Genomic DNA, 19,092 nt, shown 5'->3' on the forward strand with positions numbered 1-19,092 from the left:
CCGCGGAACCGCCCCCGCACCCACCCACCCACCCCAAACCCCCCCACCCACCAACAGCCCCGCGCAGCGGCCCCCACCCGGAATGCCCCCCACCCCTCATGGGGTTGGATACACCCATGGCATCTCGTGCACGCGTACGCGCCCCCGAACTGGTCGGAGCAGGCGGCTGGCTGAACACCGGCGGCAAGGACCTCACCCTCGCCGACTTCCGGGGCAAGATCACCGTCCTGGACTTCTGGACCTTCTGCTGCATCAACTGTCTGCACGTCCTGGACGAGCTCCGCGAGCTGGAGGAGCGGCACCGCGACACCGTGGTGATCGTCGGGGTGCACTCGCCCAAGTTCGTGCACGAGGCCGACCACCAGGCCGTGGTGGACGCCGTCGCCCGGTACGAGGTGCACCACCCGGTGCTGGACGACCCGGAGCTGGCGACCTGGAAGCAGTACGCCGTCCGCGCCTGGCCGACGCTCGTGGTGATCGACCCCGAGGGCTACGTGGTGGCCCAGCACGCCGGGGAGGGCCACGCGCACGCGATCGCCCGGCTGGTGGCCGAGCTGGAGGCGGAGCACGGGGCCAAGGGCACGCTGCGCCGCGGCGACGGCCCGTACGTGCCGCCGGAGCCGAGCAGCGAGGACCTCAAGTTCCCCGGCAAGGCGGTGCGGCTGCCGAACGGCCACTTCCTGGTGGCCGACTCCGGCCACCACTCGCTGGTCGAGCTGGCCGAGGACGGCGAGACGGTGGTGCGCCGGATCGGTGACGGGCAGCGCGGCCTGGTGGACGGCGCCGACCCGCGGTTCAGCGAGCCGCAGGGCCTGGCGCTGCTGCCGGAGGGCCACGACTACGACGTGGTCGTCGCGGACACCGTGAACCACGCGCTGCGCGGGGTGCGGCTGGCCGACGGCAGCGTGACCACCCTGGCGGGCACCGGCCGCCAGTGGTGGCAGGGCACGCCGACCGAGGGCCCGGCCCGCGAGGTGGACCTCTCCTCGCCGTGGGACGTCGCCTGGTTCGACGGCAAGGTGTGGATCGCGATGGCGGGCGTGCACCAGCTGTGGGCGTACGACCCGGCGGCCGGCACGGTCGCCGTGGCGGCCGGCACCACCAACGAGGGCCTGGTGGACGGCCCGGTCGCGGAGGCCTGGTTCGCCCAGCCGTCCGGCCTCGCGGTCTCCGCGGACGGCGAGCGGCTCTGGGTCGCCGACTCGGAGACCTCCGCGCTGCGCTTCGTTTCACGTGAAACGGGGACGGTCGAAACGGCCGTCGGGACCGGGCTGTTCGACTTCGGCCACCGGGACGGCGCCGCCGACCAGGCCCTGTTCCAGCACCCGCTGGGCGTCACCGTGCTGCCGGACGGCTCGGTGGCCGTCAGCGACACCTACAACCACGCGCTGCGCCGCTTCGACCCGGCGAGCGGCGAGGTCAGCACGCTGGCCACCGACCTGCGCGAGCCCTCCGGGGCGGTGCTGGTCGACGGCGACATCGTGGTCATCGAGTCGGCCCGGCACCGGCTGACCCGGCTGCGGCTGCCGGAGGAGGCGGTGCGGGTGGAGTCGGTGGCGCACCGCACCCAGCGCGCGGCCACCGAGGTCGCCCCGGGCACCCTGCGGCTGGACGTGGTGTTCGAGGCCCCGAGCGGCCAGAAGCTGGACGAGCGCTACGGCCCGTCCACCCGGCTGCTGGTCAGCTCGACCCCGCCCGAGCTGCTGGTCTCCGGTGCGGGCGCGGACTCCGCCCTCTCCCGCGAGCTGGTGCTCTCCGCCGAGGTGACCGAGGGCGTGCTGCACGTCTCGGCGATGGCCGCCTCCTGCGACGACGACCCGGAGATCGAGTACCCGGCCTGCCACGTGCACCAGCAGGACTGGGGCGTGCCGGTGAAGCTGGTCGCCGACGGCGTGCGCCGCCTCCCGCTGGTCCTGGCGGGCATGGAGTAACCGGGCAAGCTGCGAAGGGGCCCGCCGGCGGACCGGCGGGCCCCTTCGCGGCTACGTGCTCAGCCCTCCAGGAAGGCCTTGATCGCGCTGGCCAGCAGGTACGGGTCCTCGGCCCCGCACAGCTCGCGCGCGGAGTGCATGGACAGCGCCGCGATGCCGCAGTCCACCGTCTTGATGCCCAGCCGCGCCGCGGTGATCGGACCGATCGTCGTCCCGCAGGGCATCGCGTTGTTGGACACGAAGCTCTGCCACGGCACGCCGGCCTTCTCGCAGGCGGCCGCGAACACCGCCCGGCCGACCCCGTCGGTCGCGTAGCGGTTGTTGACGTTGACCTTGAGGATCGGCCCGTTGTTCGGCAGCGGGTGGTGGCCCGGCTCGTGCCGCTCGGAGTAGTTCGGGTGGACGGCGTGGCCCATGTCCGAGGACAGGCAGACGGTGCCGGCCAGCGCCCGGGCGCGGTCCTCCGGGGAGCCGCCGCGGGCGTACACCGTCCGGTCCAGCACGTTGCCGAGCAGCGGGCTCTGCGCGCCGGTGTCCGACTCGCTGCCGGTCTCCTCGTGGTCGAAGGCGGCCAGCACCGGGATGTACGGCAGCTCCACCTCGCCCCCGGCGGCGGCGACGGCCACGGCGGCCAGCGCGGCGGTGGCCGCGTGCACCGAGAGCAGGTTGTCCAGCCGCGGGCCGGCCAGCAGCTCGCGGTCACGGCCCAGGTACGAGGCGGGCTGGACGTCGTGGGTCATCAGGTCCCAGCCGGCCACCTCCTCGGCGGCCAGTCCGGCCCGCTCGGCGACGTAGCCGATCAGCGAGCCCTCGTCGACCGGGCCGAGGCCCCAGATCGGGGTGACGTGCCGCTGCCGGTCCAGCTTCATGCCGTCGTTGACCTGGCGGTCCAGGTGGATGGCGAGCTGGGGCACGCGCAGCAGCGGGGGGGGCCGCTCGGCGCGCACCCCCCGGCCCGCCCGCACACCCCCACGGCCGCGGCGCCGCCCGGGCCCGAGCCGCCCCGCGGGTGGGGGGCGCGCGCGCCGCCCATCCTCCGGGCGTCGGCGGCGCGGGGGCGGGGGGGGTGGCGGGGCGGGGCCCCCGCCCCCCGGGGCCGCGCCGCCCGCCCCCCCCCCCGCGCTGCCGTCCTTCAACGCGAGTCTGCCGGACAGGCCGAGGTCACGGTCCAGCCAGGTGTTCAGCGGCACCCCGCCGTAGATCTCCACCGCGACCTGCCGCCACCCGGCGGAGCCGGTGTCGGGGACCGGCTTCACGCGCAGGTTGGGCGAGTCGGTGTGGGTGCCGACGATCCGGAACGGCGTCTCCGGCCCCGCCCCCTCCGGCAGGTACCAGGCGATCAGCGCACCACCGCGGATCAGGTAGCGCCCGCCGGCCGCCGCGTCCCAGGCGTCCGCTTCCGCGACCTGACGGAACCCCGCCTTCTCCAGGCGCTCGGCGGCGCTCGCGACCGCGTGGTACGGGGACGGCGAGGTGCCGAGGAACGCGATCAGATCGTCGGTGTGCGTCCGGTCGAAGAAGGCCCGGCGGGCGGCGGTCGACATACTGCTCCAGGGTCGAGGGAGGGCCGAAGCCGGATGGGGGATCGGCTTCGCACCTTGAGCATATGCCCGTACACGGACATGGCATTCGGGACCGGGCAACGGTTTCGGAACACCGGCGCGATCCCGAACCCGCCTCCCACCGGCCCTTCTTCACGCCCTGGTCCGACCCGGTCGCACACCGTCAGCGGAGCCCCGGCCGCGGCCGCGCCGCACGGGCCCGCCGCGCACCGAAAAGCCGGGAACCCCCACCCGCGCCCGACCGCCGGGTGATAACACTCGTCCCAGTGAAGTCCTCGGGGAGAGGGATGAGTTGACCACGACGACGAAGACCGCCGACGGCACCGCCGACCCGCCGCCTCCCCCGCCCGCCCCGTCGCGGGCCGCGCGGCGGCGGCGGGCGCTGCTGGGGGTGGCGCTGGCCGCCGCGCTGGTGGCGGTGGGCGGGGTGGGGGCGGCGGCGCTGGTGAAGTCCCCGGCGGAGCGGGCCGCGCGGACCGCTCCGCCGCCGAACAGCCTGCTGACCGCGCCGGTGGTCAGCCGGGTGCTGACGCCCTCGACGGTCGCCCGCGCGGTGGTGTACCCGCCCGCGCAGTTCGACGTGGTCCCGACCGCGGCCTCGACCGAGGTGACCGGCCTGTTCGTCTCGAAGCTGGGCGTGCGGCAGGGGGACCTGGCGGTGGCCGGGAGGCTGCTCGCCGAGGTGTCCGGGCAGCCGCTGTTCGCCCTGCCCGGACCGGTGCCCGCGTACCGCGACCTCAAGCCGGGCAGCACCGGCCCCGACGTGGCCGAACTCCAGTCCGCACTGGCCGGGTTGGGGCACGGGAGCGGCGAGGACGACCAGGGCTCGTACGGGCCCGGCACCGCCGCCGCGGTGACGGAGTTCTACCGCGCGCTCGGCTACCCGGTACCGACCACCGGCGCCACCACCCAGCAGGCCGTGGACACCGCGCGGAAGGCGGTCGACGCCGACCGGCAGACGGTGGACGGCCTCACCGCACAGAAGGAGGCGGGCGCCACCGCACCGCCCCCGACCCCGGCCCCGACCCAGCAGCCCCAGCAGCCCCGGCCCCCCACCGGCGACCTCGACCGGCAACTCGCCGACGCCAGGAAGCAGTTGGCGGACGACCGGGCCGCCCTCGGCAAGGCCGAGGCCGTCAACGGCCCGATGGTCCCGGCCGCCCACGTGCTGTTCCTGCCCGCCCTCCCGGCCACCGTCACCGCCGTCAACGGCGCGGTCGGCTCGCCGGTCTCCGGTGCCCTGCTGTCGCTCACCAGCGGCGGCCTGGCCGTCACCGGCCAGCTGACCCCGGCCCAGGCGGCCGGCGTCCGGCCGGGCATGGCCGTCGAGCTGCTCGCCGAGGACTCCGGCACCACCGCCCCCGGCACCGTCGCCCAGGTCGGCGCCCCGACCACCGCTGCCCCGGCCGGCAAGGTGATCACCCTGGGCGGCTCGGGCGCGCCGGCGGGCTCCGGCCCCGCCCGGCCCGGCGCAGTACCCCCCGGCGCCGCGGGCCCGGCCGCCGGAGCGCCCGACAACCAGCCGGGCGGCCAGAGTTACGTGCCGGTCACGATCACCCCGGACGCCCCGCTGCCCGCCGCCCTGAACGGCAGGAACGTCCGCCTCACCGTCCTGAGGGCCAAGGCCGGCGCCCCCGTCACGGCCGTCCCGGTCGCCGCGGTCTCCACCGACGCGGCGGGCCGGACCTCCGTCACCCGGGTGGATCCCGCCGGGAACCGCAACACCGTACCGGTCGCCACCGGCGTCACCGCGGACGGCCTGGTGGCCGTCACCCCGGCCGAGGGCGCCCGGCTGCGCGACGGCGACCAGGTGGTGGTCGGCAAGTGACCCCGCCGGCGACGGACTCCCCCGCCGCACCGCCCGTCATCGCCCTGCACGGCGTCGGCCGCACCCACCCCGGCCGCCCGCCCGTCGTCGCCCTGCACCCCACCGACCTGACCGTCCACCGCGGCGAGTACCTGGCCGTCACCGGCCCGTCCGGCTCCGGCAAGTCCACCCTGCTGCACCTGCTCGGCCTGCTCGACACCCCCACCGGCGGCCGCTACGAGCTGGACGGCATCGACACCGCCGGCCTGCGCGACCGGGACCGCTCGGCCCTGCGCGGGCACCGGATCGGCTTCGTCTTCCAGTCCTTCCACCTGCTCCCGCACCGCACCGCCGAGGAGAACGTCCTCCTCGCCCAGGTCTACAACCGCACCCCGCGCCGCGCCCGCCGCGCCGCCGCGCTGGCGGCGCTGCGCCTGGTCGGCCTCGGCCACCGCACGGACGCGCTGCCCGGCACCCTGTCCGGCGGCGAGCGCCAGCGGGTGGCGATCGCCCGCGCCCTGGTGAACCGGCCCAGCCTGCTGCTGTGCGACGAGCCGACCGGCAACCTGGACCCGGCCAACGCCGCGGCGGTGCTGGACCGGTTCGACGCCCTGCACGCCGAGGGCTTCACCCTGCTGGTGATCACCCACGACCCCGCCGTGGCCGCCCGCGCCGACCGCCGGGCCCTGCTCCGCGACGGCCGCCTGACCGTGCCCGAGGTGGTCTGAGTGGCCCGCCCCACGCCCCCCGGACCGTCCTCCCACCTCAGCCCCCGCGACCTGCTCTCCGAGGCGCTCTCCGGCCTCCTGCAGCGCCCCGGCCGCTCGGCGCTGACCCTGCTCGGCACCGTGCTGGGCATCGGCGCCTTCGTCGCCGTCCTGGGCCTGACCGCGACCGCCACCGGCCGGATCGACGAGCGGTTCAGCCTGACCAGGGCCACCACCGTCACCGTCACCGACCAGCCGCGCACCGACGGCGTCGCCCCCGGCACCAACCCGCCGAGCGACTTCCCCGCCGACGCCGACCACCGGATCGCCGCGATCGACGGCGTACGGGCCGGCGGCGTCTGGTGGCCGGTGCCCGGCACCCCGACGCTCTCCCGCCGCCCGGACGGCCCCGACGAGGGCGCCGGACTGTCCGTCCTGGCCGCCACCCCGGGCGCGGTCGCCGCGATGGAGCCGACCCTGACCGCCGGGGTCACCCTGGACCCGTTCGTCCAGGACACCGCACAGCCGGTGGTGCTGCTCAGCGAGGCCGCCGCCGCACGCCTCGGGGTGAGCCGCCTGGACGCCCAGCCGGCGGTCTTCATCGACCGCCTCCCGTACACCGTCGTCGGCGTCTACGCGGACGTCCGGCGCGGGCCGGGTGCCCTGCTGAGCCTGATCGTCCCGGCCGGCACGGCCTTGGAGCACTTCGGCAACCCGGCCCCGCAGCCGGACCGCGGCGCCCAGGGCCTGGTCGCCACCCGGATCGGCGCGGCGCCCGTGGTGGCGGCCCAACTCCCGCTCGCCCTGCGGCCGGACGCCCCGACCGCGTTCACCGCCGTCCCGCCGCCGGACCCGCACGGCCTCCAGGACACGGTGGCCTCCGACCTGACCGGCCTGTTCCTGGCCCTGGCCGGGATCTGCCTGCTGGTGGGCGCCGTCGGCATCGCCAACACCACGCTGGTCGCGGTCCTGGAACGGACCGCGGAGATCGGCCTGCGCCGCTCGCTGGGCGCCCGCACCGGCCACATCGCGGCCCAGTTCCTCACCGAGTCGACGGCCCTGGGCACCCTCGGCGGCCTGATCGGCACCGGCCTGGGCGTGGTCACGGTGGTCGGCGTGGCCGCCGCCCGGGACTGGACCGCCGTCCTCCAGCCCGCCACCACCCTGCCCGCCCCCCTGATCGGCACCGCCGTCGGCCTCCTCGCCGGCCTCTACCCGGCCCTGCGCGCGGCCCGCACCGACCCCCTCCAGGCCCTGCACGGCACCTAGGACGGCACCTGGAGCGGCACCTGGGGCGGCACGGGAAACGCCGAAGGGCCCGGTGGCAGCCGGGCCCTTCGGTGTGAGGGTGTCGTCAGGCGGTTCAGAAGAGGAGGGCGCAGGCCTTAGAAGGCCTCCTCCGCCAGCTCCATGATCTCGTTGTCGATGCCCTCGGCGATCGCCCGCTGGGGGGCGATGGTCGGGAGGACGTTCTTGGCGAAGAAGCGGGCGGCCGCGACCTTGCCCTGGTAGAACGGCACGTCCTTCTCGGAGGCGCCGGCCTCCAGCTTGGCCAGGGCCACCGCGGCCTGGCGCAGCAGCAGCCAGCCGACCACGACGTCGCCGGAGACCATCAGCAGGCGGGTGGTGTTGAGGCCCACCTTGTACATGTTCTTGACGTCCTGCTCGACCGAGGTCAGGTCGGCGATGAGCTTGCCGACGATGGCCTCCAGGTCGCCGGCGGCCTTGGCGAGCAGCTCGCGCTCGGCGGCCAGGGCGTCGCCGCCCTCGGCGGAGCCGAGGAACTTCTGGATCTGCTCGTTGAGGGCGGTGAGCGCCTGGCCACCGTCCTTGACGATCTTGCGGAAGAAGAAGTCCTGGCCCTGGATGGCGGTGGTGCCCTCGTACAGGGTGTCGATCTTGGCGTCGCGGATGTACTGCTCGATCGGGTACTCCTGCAGGTAGCCGGAGCCACCGAAGGTCTGCAGGGACTGGGCGAGCTGCTCGTAGGACTTCTCCGAGCCGTAGCCCTTGACGATCGGGAGCAGGAAGTCGTTGAGGCGCTCGGCGGCCTCGTCCTTTTCGCCGCGCAGCTTGGCGGCCATCATGTCGTCCTGGACGGACGCGGTGTACAGGACCAGCGCGCGCATGCCCTCGGCGTAGGCCTTCTGGGTCAGCAGCGAGCGGCGCACGTCCGGGTGGTGGGTGATGGTGACGCGCGGGGCGGTCTTGTCCAGGAACTGAGAGATGTCGGCACCCTGCACGCGCTCCTTGGCGTACTCCAGGGCGTTCAGGTAGCCGGTGGAGAGGGTGGCGATGGCCTTCGTGCCGACCATCATCCGGGCGAACTCGATGATCTTGAACATCTGGCGGATGCCGTCGACCTTCTCGCCCAGCAGCCAGCCCTTGGCCGGGTGCTTGGCACCGAAGGTCATCTCGCAGGTGTTCGAGGCCTTGAGGCCCATCTTGTGCTCGACGTTGGTGGCGTAGACGCCGTTGCGCTCGCCCAGCTCGCCGGTCTCCCAGTCGAAGTCGAACTTGGGGACGATGAACAGACCGAGGCCCTTGGTGCCCGGCTTGCCGCCCTCGGGGCGGGCCAGCACCATGTGGATGATGTTCTCGGACATGTCGTGCTCGCCCGAGGTGATGAAGCGCTTGACGCCCTCGATGTGCCAGGAGCCGTCCTCCTGCTGGATCGCCTTGGTGCGGCCGGCGCCCACGTCGGAGCCCGCGTCGGGCTCGGTGAGGACCATGGTGGAGCCCCACAGGCGGTCGGTCATCCGCTTGGCGACCTCGAGCTGCTCCTCGGTGCCCTCCTCGGCGATGACGCCGGCGAAGGCCGGGCCGGAGGAGTACATCCAGATGGCGGGGTTGGAGCCCAGGATCTGCTCGGCGAAGGCCCAGATCAGCGAGTTCGGGGTGACCTGGCCACCGATGGACTCCGGGATGCCCAGGCGCCACCACTCGGCGTCCATGAAGGTCTGGTAGCTCTTCTTGAACGTGGCCGGGACCGGGGCGGTGTTGGTCTCCGGGTCGAAGACCGGCGGGTTGCGGTCGGCGTCGACGAAGGACGCGGCGAGGTCGTTCTCGGCGAGGCGGGTGATCTCGCTGAGGATGTTCTTCGCGGTCTCGACGTCCATGTCCGCGAACGGCCCGGTGCCGTACACCTGGTCGCGACCGAACACCTCGAAGAGGTTGAACTCCACGTCCCGCAGGTTGGACTTGTAGTGACCCATGGCCGTTTTCTCCGGTTCGTCGCTTCCGGGAGACCGCCGCGTTTCGGGCGCCCCGTACCCACCAGTAGGCATCATGATGCTACCCAGCGGTAACTTGGGCAAGCCCCCGGCGGTGAATCCGGTATGAACGTGGTCACGTCCCACAAGCCGGGGCGACCACTCCTTGTCAGGATCGACGCCAGCGCGGGCGGGTGCGCTCCCGCTAGCCTGTCCGTGTGTACGGATATGACCAGAACGCATACCCGGGTGACCCCTACCAGCAGCAGGCGGGTCCGCAGCCGGGCATGAACGGCATGCCCGGACCGGACGCGTACGGCACCCAGGGGCAGGCACCCCAGCAGTCGCTGTACCCCGAGCCCTCCCCGCCGTCCCTGGCGGACGCGGTGCGCGCCTTCACCACGGGCTCGATGGCGGTCGAGGACTTCCAGGCCATCTTCATCACCTCGAAGGTGCACTGCCCGCGCGGCGAGCGCCCCGGCTTCCTGGCACTGCACAACACCCCGACGCCGGTGATCCCGATGTTCAGCTCGCTCAAGGAGCTGCGCCGCTACGCGGGCAAGGACTCCAAGCACTTCACCGTCACCGGCGCCGAGGTGCTGGACCTGCTGCCGACCGGCTACGGCTTCGCGCTGGACATGGAGGGCGAGCACCGGATGGTGTTCGACGCCAAGGCCGTGGAGCAGATGGTCGACTTCACCATGCGCCGGATGTACGGCTGACGGACGGCCCACCCCGGGAGAGGAGCCCCGCGCTCCTTCGTCACCACATAGTTCAAGTTTCAACTTGCTTGTTGTTGAGGATTGAACTATTCTCGTGGACGTAGGCCAGAGAACCCCCCTCGAAGGAGGCCGACATGCCCGCCGTGACCGTCGACAACCCGCTGACCCTCCCGCGCGTCACCACGCCGGACCAGACCGTCGCCACCCCGCGGCCGGTGCTCACCGTCGCCACCGCCCCCGAGGGCTTCGAGGGCGAGGGCTTCCCGGTCCGCCGCGCCTTCGCCAAGATCAACCAGAAGTACCTCGACCCGTTCATCATGATGGACCAGATGGGCGAGGTGGACTACGCGGCCGGCGAGCCGAAGGGCACCCCCTGGCACCCGCACCGCGGCTTCGAGACCGTCACCTACATCATTGACGGAACGTTCATCCACCGGGACTCGCACGGCGGTGGCGGCACGATCACCGACGGCGACACCCAGTGGATGACCGCCGGCTCCGGCCTCCTGCACATCGAGACCCCGCCGGAGTCCCTGGTGCGGTCCGGCGGCCTCTTCCACGGCCTCCAGCTGTGGGTGAACCTGCCCGCCTCGGACAAGATGATCACCCCGAAGTACCAGGACATCCGCGGCGGCAGCGTCAAGCTGCTCGGCTCCGAGGACGGCGGCGCGCTGCTCCGGGTGATCGCCGGCGAGCTGGACGGCCACCAGGGCCCGGGCACCACCTTCACCCCGATCACCATGATCCACGCGTCGGTCAACCCCGGCGCCCAGGTCACCCTGCCCTGGCGCGCCGACTTCAACGCCCTCGCCTACGGCCTCGCGGGCAACGGTTCGGCCGGCGCCGAGCGCCGTCCCTTCCACCGGGGCCAGGCCGTCGTCTTCGGCGACGGCGACTCGATCACCATCCGCGCCGACGAGAAGCAGGACTCCCGCGACAACAACTTCGAGGTGGTCCTCCTCGGCGGCCTCCCGATCCGCGAGCCCGTCGCCCACTACGGCCCGTTCGTGATGAACAGCCACCGCGAGCTCCAGCAGGCCATGGAGGACTTCCAGGCCGGCCGCCTCGGCACCATCCCCACCGACGCCCACTGACGCCCACGGACACCCACGGACGTCGGCACACCCGAAGGGCCCGGACCGCTACGGTCCGGGCCCTTCGCCATGTTCGTACCGGAAGCCTCCGGAGTCCCATCCTCCCCTTGTCGCACGGGTGTTGACACCTGCTCCGAGCGTCTCCCCATAATGTCGATTGGTCTGAACCATTGGCCAAATTGGTCGAGACCACCACGGGAGGAAACCCACCATGCGCCGTACCGTCCGGCGGCTCGCCGTACTCGCCGTACTCGCCTCGACACCGCTGATCGCCCTGACCGGTGCCACCGCGGCCGAGGCCCGGCCGACCATCGACACCAGCTCGTACTCCGTCTACGACGGGACGGGCACCTGCTCGATCAACGTGCACTTCTACTACAGCTCGCACTGGTACGTGCAGTACGACCTGATCAACCACGGCAACGGGACCCAGGGCTGCGAAGCCGGCGCGTACACCAGCGACCAGGGCTGGGTCGGCCACATCACCGGCGGCAGCTTCTCCACCAGCGACGACCCCTCCCGCTACGTGCAGCCGTGGGTGCAGAAGGTCGGCGACTCGTCCAGCTTCCGCTGGGGCCAGAACCGCTGACCCGCACCACCCGCCCCGCACCACCCGGGCAACACCGCCTGAGCAACACCGCTCGGGCAGCACCGCCTGAGCAGCGCCTCCGCCGGCTACAGCAACGCGTAGACGGCGGAGGCGTCGTCATGGGTCTTGCCGCGCGGCCAGCGCTCGCAGCCCGCGTCCGCCCGCTCCACCTCGCGGACCTGGGCGATCAGCTCACCCGGACCGGACTCGGCGAGCAGCTGCAGCACGTCCCCCCAACTGCCCAGCCCGAAGCGCTCGGTGTAGCGCGAGGCGCCGTCGGTGAGGGCGGCCAGCGCGTGCAGCCGGTCCAGCCGGACGAAGCCGGTCTCGGCGTGCTCGGCGGCCCGCGGACTGGCGGCGGCGATCCACGGCCCGGTGCCCCGGTTCCGGGCGGCGCGCACCGCCAGCGCGTACTCCAGGTGCAGCGCGGCCCGCTCGGCCGACCCCGGGACGGTCGCCCAGACCTGGCGGCGCAGCCCCTCCCCGCCGGGGAAGCGCTGGTTGTCGCCGATCACCTTGGGCGGGCCGTCCTTGAACTCCAGCACCAGCAGCGAGTCCCCGAGCACCAGGTACTCCAGCGACTCGCCGTGCCGCCGGGCCGCGACCACCATCGCCGCGGGCGTGTTGGCGTGGCCGAGGTCGCAGCGGCCGCCGTGCAGCGCGGCCGTCTCCACGATGGCGTCGGCCAGGCACTCGGCGATCGAGCGGTCCACCCGGTCGGTCAGCCGGGCGAGCAGGTGCACCCCCAACCGGCGGACGTACCAGGCGGTTCCGTGCCGGCACCCGGACTCCAGACCGGCCGGCGAACTGGCGCCGTCCAGCAGGACCAGCGCCTCCGGCGAGGCCGCCGCGAAGTCCTCGCTCTCGCGGTCGGGCCGCCGTGCTTCCCCTGCGAGCTGTAGCTGCATCCCGACAGTGTGGCCGCCACCCCCGGCCCGCGCCCAGACCCCTGCGCCGGTGTGGCGCGGGCCGGGGCCGGTTTCCGGTGGCAGCCGGGGCGATTCGGCCATACCGTCGGATAACGACTGGACAATTCGGCCAATCAGGGCCGTCCAGGTTTGGCACCACCTTCGGGTGCCCGGGCGGCCCGGGACTGACGAGGAGCGGAAGATGTTCTGGCAGTTCATCGTGTTGCTCGCCGCCGCGCTCGGCTTTCCGACCGCCGCACTGTTCTTCCTGATCGGCGGACCGCGCTTCCCCGACGAGCGGCGCGGCCCCGACGCGTAACCCCCGGGCCGGACAAGGCCTACGCGCGCCAGGCCGGGTCGCGGCCGAGCAGCGCCAGCGCCCGCTCGAACCGCCCCGCACCGCCGCCGGGCGCCCGCCCCGGTCCGAACGGCCGGCCGGGCCCCCGAAACTCCGGGGTGTCCGGGACGGCCCCGGTCACCGCCAGCAGCGCGCCCGCCAGCTCCTCGTCGCCGTCCACCGCCGCGACCAGCCGCCCGGTGCCGCCGAGCGCCGCGGCGACGTCCCAGCCGTGCACCAGGGTGTCCAGCAGGTGGAAGCCGACGGCCAGGTCGAGCGGGAACGGCTCGTCGGCACGGAGTTCGGGCAGCCAGAGCGCACGCCCGGCGGCGGCCGCCTCCCGGAAGGCGGCGGTGAGGTCGGCGCCGGTACGGCGGAAGTCCTCCGCCGGGTCGGCACCCGGTGGGGCGTCCGCGAACAGCGACAGGTCCGGACCGGCGCCCCGGGCGGCCGCGGCGAAGCCCCGGTGCTGGCCGACGCAGTGCGCCAGCAGCGTACCCAGGGTCCACCCCTCGCACGGGGTGGGCCGGCCCAGCTGCTCCGGCCGGACGGCGGCCACCACCTCGACGGCCGACGCCACGGCCCGCGCGTGCAGTTCGACGATCCTCATGCGGCCGCGACCCCCGTTCCGGCGGCGACGAATCCGATCACCTGGTCCACCACGGCCGGTTCCGCGACGATCCGGCGGTGGCCGAGCCCCCGGGTGACCACCAGGTCGAGCCGCTCCCCGTACGCCCGCTTCAAGCGGTGCGCCTGGCCGAGCGGCACCACGTCGTCGCCCTCGTCGTGCAGCACCAGGACCGGCAGCCCGATCTCCGCCGCCCGGCGCGCGGCGTCGTACCGCTCCCAGACCCCGGCGTCCCCGGCGAACAGGTCCTGTTCGATGCGGCGGCGCAGCGCCCGCTCGACGGTGGCGTCCAGGCCCAGTCCGGCGCAGAAGGCGGCCGGGAAGAAGCCCACCTCGGACACCCCGGACACGGCCGCCAGCCGGCCCGCCCGCAGGCCGTCGCCGAGCGCGCCGAAGGCCGCGCAGACGCCCAGCGAGTGCGCCACCACGGCCTCGAACGGCCCGTACCGGTCCTGGAGCCGCAGCGCCAGTTCGCGGTACTCCAGCACGCTGGTGGCGCGTCCGCCGGAGTCGCCGTGGCCCGGCGCGTCGAAGGCCAGGACGCTCAGGCCGAGGGCGCGCAGCCGGGGGACGAAGGGCGCGAAGCGGGACGCCCGGGAGCGCCAGCCGTGCAGCAGCAGGACGGGCCGTTCGCCGCTGCCCCAGCGGTAGCCGACCACGGGTCCGCCGTCGACGGCGAGCGGTTCGCGGGCCGCCCCGTGGTGGACCTCCCGCTCGGCGGGCCGGACCGGGCTGCGCCGCAGCGGGCGCCGGAAGAGTTCGAAGGCCGCCCGGCCGGCCAGGCCGGGGGCGATCCGGGCGGTGGGGTTGAGGGCGGTGCGGATCAGTGCCTGGGCCGGGTCCATCGGGTCTCCCCTGCTCTCTGCGTGCTGCGCTCCCTGGGCCTTGCTCCTTGCTCGGGGCGAGATATTAGCACGACCGTTCGTGCAGTTTTCAGACCACCGCCGGACCGCCGCCCCCACGAACCGACCCACTACCCTGGGCGATACCCCACCGCGACGAGGAACGAGGGCGCACCATGGCCGCACCGACCACGGACGGACGGGTCCTGCGCGGGGAGGAGACCCGCCGGGCCGTCCTGCGCCGCGCCGTCGGGATCGCCTCCGTCGAAGGCCTGGACGCGCTGTCCATCGGCCGCCTCGCCACCGACCTCGGACTCAGCAAGAGCGGCGTCTTCGCCGGCTTCGGCTCCAAGGAGGAGCTCCAGCTCGCCACCGTCCGCGCCGCCCGCCGGATCTTCGCCGACGCCGTCCTCACCCCGGTCGCCGAGATCCCGCCCGGCCTCGCCCGGGCCCGCGCGCTCTGCGAGAGCTGGCTCGCCTACTCCCGCACCCGGGTCTTCCCCGGCGGCTGCTTCTTCTACCAGGTCACCGCCGAGTTCGACGCCCGCCCCGGCGCCGTCCGGGACGCCCTGGCCGGCTGCGCCCGGGAATGGCACGGCACCGTCGTCGAAGCCCTCGCCGGGGCCCGCGGCACCGGCGCCCTGCGCCCCGACGCCGACCTCGACGACCTCGCCTTCGCGCTGATCGCCGTCCTGGAGGCGGCCAACGCCCAGGCCGTCCTGCACCAGGACGACGCCCCCTACCAGCGGGCCGGCCGCCTCCTGCCGGGCCTGCTCCGCACCGCCGCCACCGACCCGGCCGACCCCGCGCTCGCCTGAGCCGCCACCCCGTACCCCCCGCTACCCCGTACCCGCCGCTACCCCAACGCCCGCTGCCCCAACGCCCGCTGCCCCAACGCCCGCTCCAGCACGGCGGCCCCGGCGAGCAGCCGCTCGTCCGCCCCCGCCGCGCCGACCAGTTGGAGACCGAGCGGCAGCCCGTCCGCCGTCCGGCCGGCCGGCAGGCTCACCGCGGGCAGACCGAGGAAGCTCCACGGCAGCGACATCACCCCGTTCCCGGTGTCGTGCAGGCCCTCCGGCGCCCCGCCGGTCGCCGAGGGCGCCAGCCACAGGTCCACCCCGGCGGCGGCCGCCGCCCCGGCCACCCGCTCCCGCAGCCCCTCCCGGAACCGCAGCGCGGCCGTCCGGTCCACCGCCGCGACCCCCTGCCCGACCCGGATGCTCGCCACCGTCTCCGGCCGGTACAGCCCGCCGAAGCGGGCGAACCAGTCGGCGTGGCTGCGGGCCAGCTCGAACCGGTTGACGACCTGCAACTGCCGCACCACCTCGGCGAAGTCGGGGAACAGCGGCACCCTGCGCACCGTCACCCCGGCCCGGACCAGCCGTGCCACCTGCTCCTCGAAGGCCCGCCGCGCGGCCGGCTCCGCCCGCTCCAGGTACGGCCCGTCCGGCACCCCGCACACCGGGGCCGCCGCCTCCCCCTCCCCGGGCCGCCAGTCCTCGCACAGCAGCGGGGCCACCAGTGCCGCGCCCGCCGGATCGGCGGTGAACACGCCCAGGGTGTCGAAGCTCGGCGCGTTCGGGACCACGCCCGCGAACGGGATCCGCCCGTACGTCGGCCGGAACCCCACCACCCCGCAGTACGCGGCCGGCCGGATCACCGAACCCACCGTCTGGGTGCCGATCGCCAACGCCACCAGCCCGGCCGCCACCGCCGCCGCCGACCCGCTGCTCGAACCGCCCGGGGTGTGCCCCGGCCGGTGCGGATTGCGGGTCGGGCCCGGGGCGGTCGCGGCGAACTCGGCGGTCACCGTCTTGCCCGCGACCATCGCCCCCGCCGCCAGCAACCGGTCCACCACCACGGCCTGCGGCCCGGCCAGCACACCCGGCGGCAGCGCGGACCCCGCGTGCGTGGGCAGGCCGTCCACGTGCACGATGTCCTTGATCCCCACCGCCACCCCGTACAGCGGCGGCCGCCCGGCCGGTTCCGGGTAGCGTGCGGCCAACTCCCTTGCCCGCGCCCGCAGTCGGTCGTGCCGACCGGGCTCCGCCACGAACGCGTGGAGCAGCGGGTCCACCCGCTCGACCCGCGCGCAGAACCGGTCGACGTACTCGGACAACCCGGGCGTGCCGGAGCGCAGCCCCGCGGCCTCGGCGGTCAGCGACCGGGGCCGGACCAGCGATTCCTCCATACCGAGCACCGTAGCGCCCGGCCGCTCACTGGTGCTCGGCCGACAGGTACGGCGTCTCGCGCAGGAAGTACGCCCCGCAGGTGTGGCAGCACAGCTCCGGGGTCCGCCCCCAGTCCACCGCCTCCCGCACCGGCGCCCCGGGATCGAGTTCCCGGCCGCACATCGCCACGCTCTGCGACCCCCGGACCACGTGCCACAGCCGCACCCCTCCGGCCTCCCCCTCGGGGCCGAACTCGGCTCGCATCTGGTGCATCATGCCCCCATCGTCCGGCGGCCCCCACGCCCCGGCAACCGGAGCACCCTGCCTCCCGCCCCCGCCCGGGAGCACCGGCACCCCACCCCGGTAGGGTACGCGGGCGAAACAGTGCCGACGGCCCGCGCCGAAGCCTCAAATCGCCCAAAACCACCTGTATTTCGCTCAAAGATGGAGCTAGTCGCGTGCGCTCTTCCCGCCTTCTCGCCGCCTCCGCGCTGACGGCACTCGCCCTCTGCGCCACGGCCGGCGCCGCCACCGCGAGCGCCGTCGGGATCACCTCCCCGACCCCGGCCCCGACCGGCACCACGACCGCGACCACCGCCCCGAGCACCCCGGCCCCCGGCACCCCGGCGCCGAGCACCCCCGCGACCGGCACGCCGAGCGCCCCGGTCACCCCCACCGTCAAGCCGGTGCCGAAGCCGACCGTCGACAACCGGTGCCACGGCGGCGTCTACCAGAGCGCCCTGCTCAAGGCCACCGGCACCGGCCTGTACGGGACCACCCTGGTCAAGGGCGGACCGGCCGCCGAGGTCACCGTGACCTGGGAGAACAAGAGCGGCGTCGACCTGCCCGTGGTCCACAACTCCCTGTACGTCACGGACGAGTTCGACGGCAACGTCCCGGTCCAGTGGAGCACCGCGTTCTTCGACGTCCAGCTGAACACCGGCGACGGCTGGAAGCCCGCGCAGCTCAACGACCGGAGCCTCATCACGCCCGAGTTCAAGCTGGCCAAGGGCGAGAAGCTCACCTACAAGGTCCGGATCGCCGCCACCGCCAAGGCCCCGGTCGGCCGCTACGGCGCCAACTACGAGGCCGGCTCGGACGCCTTCGACAACGACAAGGTCCCCACCCCGGCCAACAACAAGCCCCAGGCCTGCACCCAGTTCCTCGACGACTACCTGGGCGAGTTCCACGTCGCCGAGGCCGGTGGCGCCACCACCGCGGCCACCGTGCCCGCCGCCGTGTCCGCCACGGCCTCCGCCTCCCCGTCGGCCGGCCCGCACCTGGCCGAGACCGGCAGCTCCTCCAACACCCTGCCGATAGCCCTCGGCGGCGCCGCCGTCCTGGCCGCGGGCGCCGGTACCCTGTTCGTCCTGCGCCGTCGCAAGGCGGGCGCGCACAGCTGATCCCGCGTGAAATGAACCGAGGGGCGCGGACAACCGTTCGGGCCCCTCGGTGGTCTTCCGGGAGAGCGACACCCGACCCCACCGCTGGAGCCCGCCGATGCGTCCCGCCCGCCTTCCCGCCGCCTGCACCCTGCTCGTGCTCACCGCCGGTCCGGCCGCCCTCGCCACGGTCCCCGCGTTCGCCTCCGACACCCCGACCACCGCCCCCGCGACGCCCACCGGGGCACCCACCGGGACGCCTTCCGAGACCGCGACGCCGACCCCGGTGCCGACCGCCCCCGCCGACTGCCCGGAAGGCACCACCGCCGACCCGATACCGGCCACCGGCGGCACCGGCACCCCGGGCGAACTCGCCGTCACCTTCACCAACACCAGCACCGCCACGGTGAAGCAGCTCGCCACCACCGTGGCCCTCGCCGACGGCAGCGGCGGCCTTCCGCTGGAACTGCGCGCGGGCGCCGGCGCCTGGAAGCCCCTCGCCGTCACCGGCACCCCGGCCGACACCGGCGCCTACCAGGTGCCCCAGGGCCAGCGGCTCACCCTCCAGGTCCGGCTCGCCGCCGGCACCCCGCGCGGCGACCACCGCCTCACCTTCACCGCCAGGTCCGAGGTCCTCCCGAGCGGCTCCGCCCCGGCGAAGAAGTACACCTGCCCCCAGCTCACCGCCGCCTACACCGGCACCCTCACCCCCGCCGACCACGCCCAGCCCGCCACCGGCACCACCCCCACCCACCTCGCCGACACCGGCGCCGGCACCGCCACCCGCCCCCTCGCCATCGCCGGCACCACCGCCCTCCTCCTCGGCACCACCCTCCGCCTCCTCACCCGCCGCCGCCCCACCACCGACTGACGGGCACCCGCCCGGACACGCTCAGGACGCAGCGCGCAGCAGCGCGCCGTCCTGCCACTTGAGGATCTTGTCGAAGCTCACGATGGCCCCGCGGAGCGGGTGGTTGCGGAGTTGGACGTGGTCGGTGAGGGCGTGGATGAGGAAGAGGCCGCGGCCGGATTCGGCGGTGAGGTCGGGGAGGGTGTCGAGGTCGACCGGGCGGAGCGTGGGGGCCGCGGGGCGGTGGGGGAGGACGTGGGTGTCGTAGGGGTGGCCGTCGCGGCGGGGGCGGTGGGCGGTGAGGACGCGGGCCGGGACGGTGGCGCGGCCGCGGCGGGGGCGGCGGGGCG

17 protein-coding genes and 1 pseudogene are annotated in these 19,092 nt (G+C 74.5%); 10 read left to right on the top strand and 8 right to left on the bottom strand.

Annotated elements, in window-relative coordinates; translation table 11 throughout:
* The first annotated feature begins 116 nt into the window (after positions 1 to 116).
* Positions 117 to 1,931, top strand: coding sequence for an NHL domain-containing thioredoxin family protein (locus tag ACFWXO_RS40140; protein WP_380530880.1), 1,815 nt, complete (start codon positions 117 to 119; stop codon positions 1,929 to 1,931).
* A 59-nt stretch (positions 1,932 to 1,990) separates the two neighbouring features.
* On the opposite strand, the gene ACFWXO_RS40145 is transcribed toward ACFWXO_RS40140, so the two are convergent.
* The gene (locus tag ACFWXO_RS40145; RefSeq protein WP_380530882.1) at positions 1,991 to 3,475 is read right to left on the bottom strand and encodes a M18 family aminopeptidase; all 1,485 of its coding nucleotides are present in this window, start codon (positions 3,473 to 3,475) and stop codon (positions 1,991 to 1,993) included.
* Positions 3,476 to 3,785: 310 nt separating this feature from the next.
* On the opposite strand from ACFWXO_RS40145, the gene ACFWXO_RS40150 reads away from it, so the two are divergent.
* Genes ACFWXO_RS40150 through ACFWXO_RS40160 form a run of 3 tightly spaced genes read left to right on the top strand, consistent with a single transcriptional unit; the run spans position 3,786 to position 7,276 of the window.
* A complete protein-coding gene (locus tag ACFWXO_RS40150) occupies positions 3,786 to 5,321 on the top strand; it encodes a peptidoglycan-binding protein (protein WP_380530885.1) in 1,536 nt (511 codons plus the stop codon).
* The gene (locus ACFWXO_RS40155; protein ID WP_380530888.1) at positions 5,318 to 6,028 is read left to right on the top strand and encodes an ABC transporter ATP-binding protein; all 711 of its coding nucleotides are present in this window, start codon (positions 5,318 to 5,320) and stop codon (positions 6,026 to 6,028) included. The genes ACFWXO_RS40150 and ACFWXO_RS40155 overlap by 4 nt, the downstream gene beginning before the upstream one ends.
* Complete coding sequence (locus ACFWXO_RS40160) at positions 6,029 to 7,276, top strand: ABC transporter permease (protein ID WP_380530891.1); 1,248 nt, start codon at positions 6,029 to 6,031, stop codon at positions 7,274 to 7,276.
* A gap of 116 nt (positions 7,277 to 7,392) precedes the next feature.
* Here the strand turns inward: ACFWXO_RS40160 and ACFWXO_RS40165 are convergent, their stop codons facing one another.
* Positions 7,393 to 9,222: an acyl-CoA dehydrogenase gene (locus tag ACFWXO_RS40165; RefSeq protein WP_380530894.1), complete on the bottom strand. Its 1,830-nt coding sequence runs from the start codon at positions 9,220 to 9,222 to the stop codon at positions 7,393 to 7,395.
* Positions 9,223 to 9,437: 215 nt separating this feature from the next.
* Here ACFWXO_RS40165 and ACFWXO_RS40170 point away from each other — a divergent pair, with 215 nt between their 5' ends.
* The 3 genes from ACFWXO_RS40170 to ACFWXO_RS40180 all read left to right on the top strand — a co-directional run bounded on the left by ACFWXO_RS40170 (position 9,438) and on the right by ACFWXO_RS40180 (position 11,624).
* Positions 9,438 to 9,941 (top strand): SseB family protein, encoded by a 504-nt coding sequence (locus ACFWXO_RS40170; RefSeq protein WP_375896745.1) that lies wholly within the window; start codon positions 9,438 to 9,440, stop codon positions 9,939 to 9,941.
* A gap of 134 nt (positions 9,942 to 10,075) precedes the next feature.
* Positions 10,076 to 11,035 carry a pirin family protein gene (locus ACFWXO_RS40175; protein WP_375896743.1) on the top strand — a complete coding sequence of 320 codons (960 nt, stop codon included), beginning with the start codon at positions 10,076 to 10,078 and terminating at the stop codon, positions 11,033 to 11,035.
* 211 nt (positions 11,036 to 11,246) lie between these two features.
* Positions 11,247 to 11,624 (top strand): hypothetical protein, encoded by a 378-nt coding sequence (locus ACFWXO_RS40180; RefSeq protein ID WP_375896740.1) that lies wholly within the window; start codon positions 11,247 to 11,249, stop codon positions 11,622 to 11,624.
* A gap of 86 nt (positions 11,625 to 11,710) precedes the next feature.
* On the opposite strand, the gene ACFWXO_RS40185 is transcribed toward ACFWXO_RS40180, so the two are convergent.
* The 3 genes from ACFWXO_RS40185 to ACFWXO_RS40195 all read right to left on the bottom strand — a co-directional run bounded on the left by ACFWXO_RS40185 (position 11,711) and on the right by ACFWXO_RS40195 (position 14,342).
* Positions 11,711 to 12,532, bottom strand: coding sequence for an integrase (locus ACFWXO_RS40185; RefSeq protein WP_375896737.1), 822 nt, complete (start codon positions 12,530 to 12,532; stop codon positions 11,711 to 11,713).
* 338 nt (positions 12,533 to 12,870) lie between these two features.
* Complete coding sequence (locus tag ACFWXO_RS40190; protein WP_380530900.1) at positions 12,871 to 13,479, bottom strand: TIGR03086 family metal-binding protein; 609 nt, start codon at positions 13,477 to 13,479, stop codon at positions 12,871 to 12,873.
* Positions 13,476 to 14,342 (bottom strand): alpha/beta hydrolase, encoded by an 867-nt coding sequence (locus ACFWXO_RS40195; protein WP_380530903.1) that lies wholly within the window; start codon positions 14,340 to 14,342, stop codon positions 13,476 to 13,478. The genes ACFWXO_RS40190 and ACFWXO_RS40195 overlap by 4 nt, the downstream gene beginning before the upstream one ends.
* A 173-nt stretch (positions 14,343 to 14,515) precedes the next feature.
* Between ACFWXO_RS40195 and ACFWXO_RS40200 the strand changes: the two genes are divergently transcribed.
* Complete coding sequence (locus ACFWXO_RS40200) at positions 14,516 to 15,157, top strand: TetR/AcrR family transcriptional regulator (RefSeq protein WP_380530905.1); 642 nt, start codon at positions 14,516 to 14,518, stop codon at positions 15,155 to 15,157.
* 38 nt (positions 15,158 to 15,195) lie between these two features.
* Here ACFWXO_RS40200 and ACFWXO_RS40205 read toward each other — a convergent pair whose 3' ends face one another.
* Positions 15,196 to 16,530: an amidase gene (locus ACFWXO_RS40205; protein ID WP_380530908.1), complete on the bottom strand. Its 1,335-nt coding sequence runs from the start codon at positions 16,528 to 16,530 to the stop codon at positions 15,196 to 15,198.
* A gap of 25 nt (positions 16,531 to 16,555) precedes the next feature.
* On the bottom strand, positions 16,556 to 16,786 hold the full coding sequence (locus ACFWXO_RS40210) for a hypothetical protein (RefSeq protein WP_375896724.1): 231 nt from the start codon (positions 16,784 to 16,786) through the stop codon (positions 16,556 to 16,558).
* Between the two features lie 182 nt (positions 16,787 to 16,968).
* On the opposite strand from ACFWXO_RS40210, the gene ACFWXO_RS40215 reads away from it, so the two are divergent.
* Together ACFWXO_RS40215 and ACFWXO_RS40220 are read left to right on the top strand one after the other, a co-directional pair.
* A complete protein-coding gene (locus tag ACFWXO_RS40215; RefSeq protein ID WP_380530911.1) occupies positions 16,969 to 17,913 on the top strand; it encodes an LAETG motif-containing sortase-dependent surface protein in 945 nt (314 codons plus the stop codon).
* A gap of 97 nt (positions 17,914 to 18,010) precedes the next feature.
* Positions 18,011 to 18,763: a hypothetical protein gene (locus tag ACFWXO_RS40220; protein ID WP_380530914.1), complete on the top strand. Its 753-nt coding sequence runs from the start codon at positions 18,011 to 18,013 to the stop codon at positions 18,761 to 18,763.
* A gap of 21 nt (positions 18,764 to 18,784) precedes the next feature.
* Here ACFWXO_RS40220 and ACFWXO_RS40225 read toward each other — a convergent pair.
* Positions 18,785 to 19,092 (bottom strand): annotated as a pseudogene (locus tag ACFWXO_RS40225) (hypothetical protein); the annotation flags it as partial.

Source organism: Kitasatospora sp. NPDC059088, from assembly GCF_042738155.1.
In the GTDB taxonomy this organism is placed as follows: domain Bacteria; phylum Actinomycetota; class Actinomycetes; order Streptomycetales; family Streptomycetaceae; genus Kitasatospora.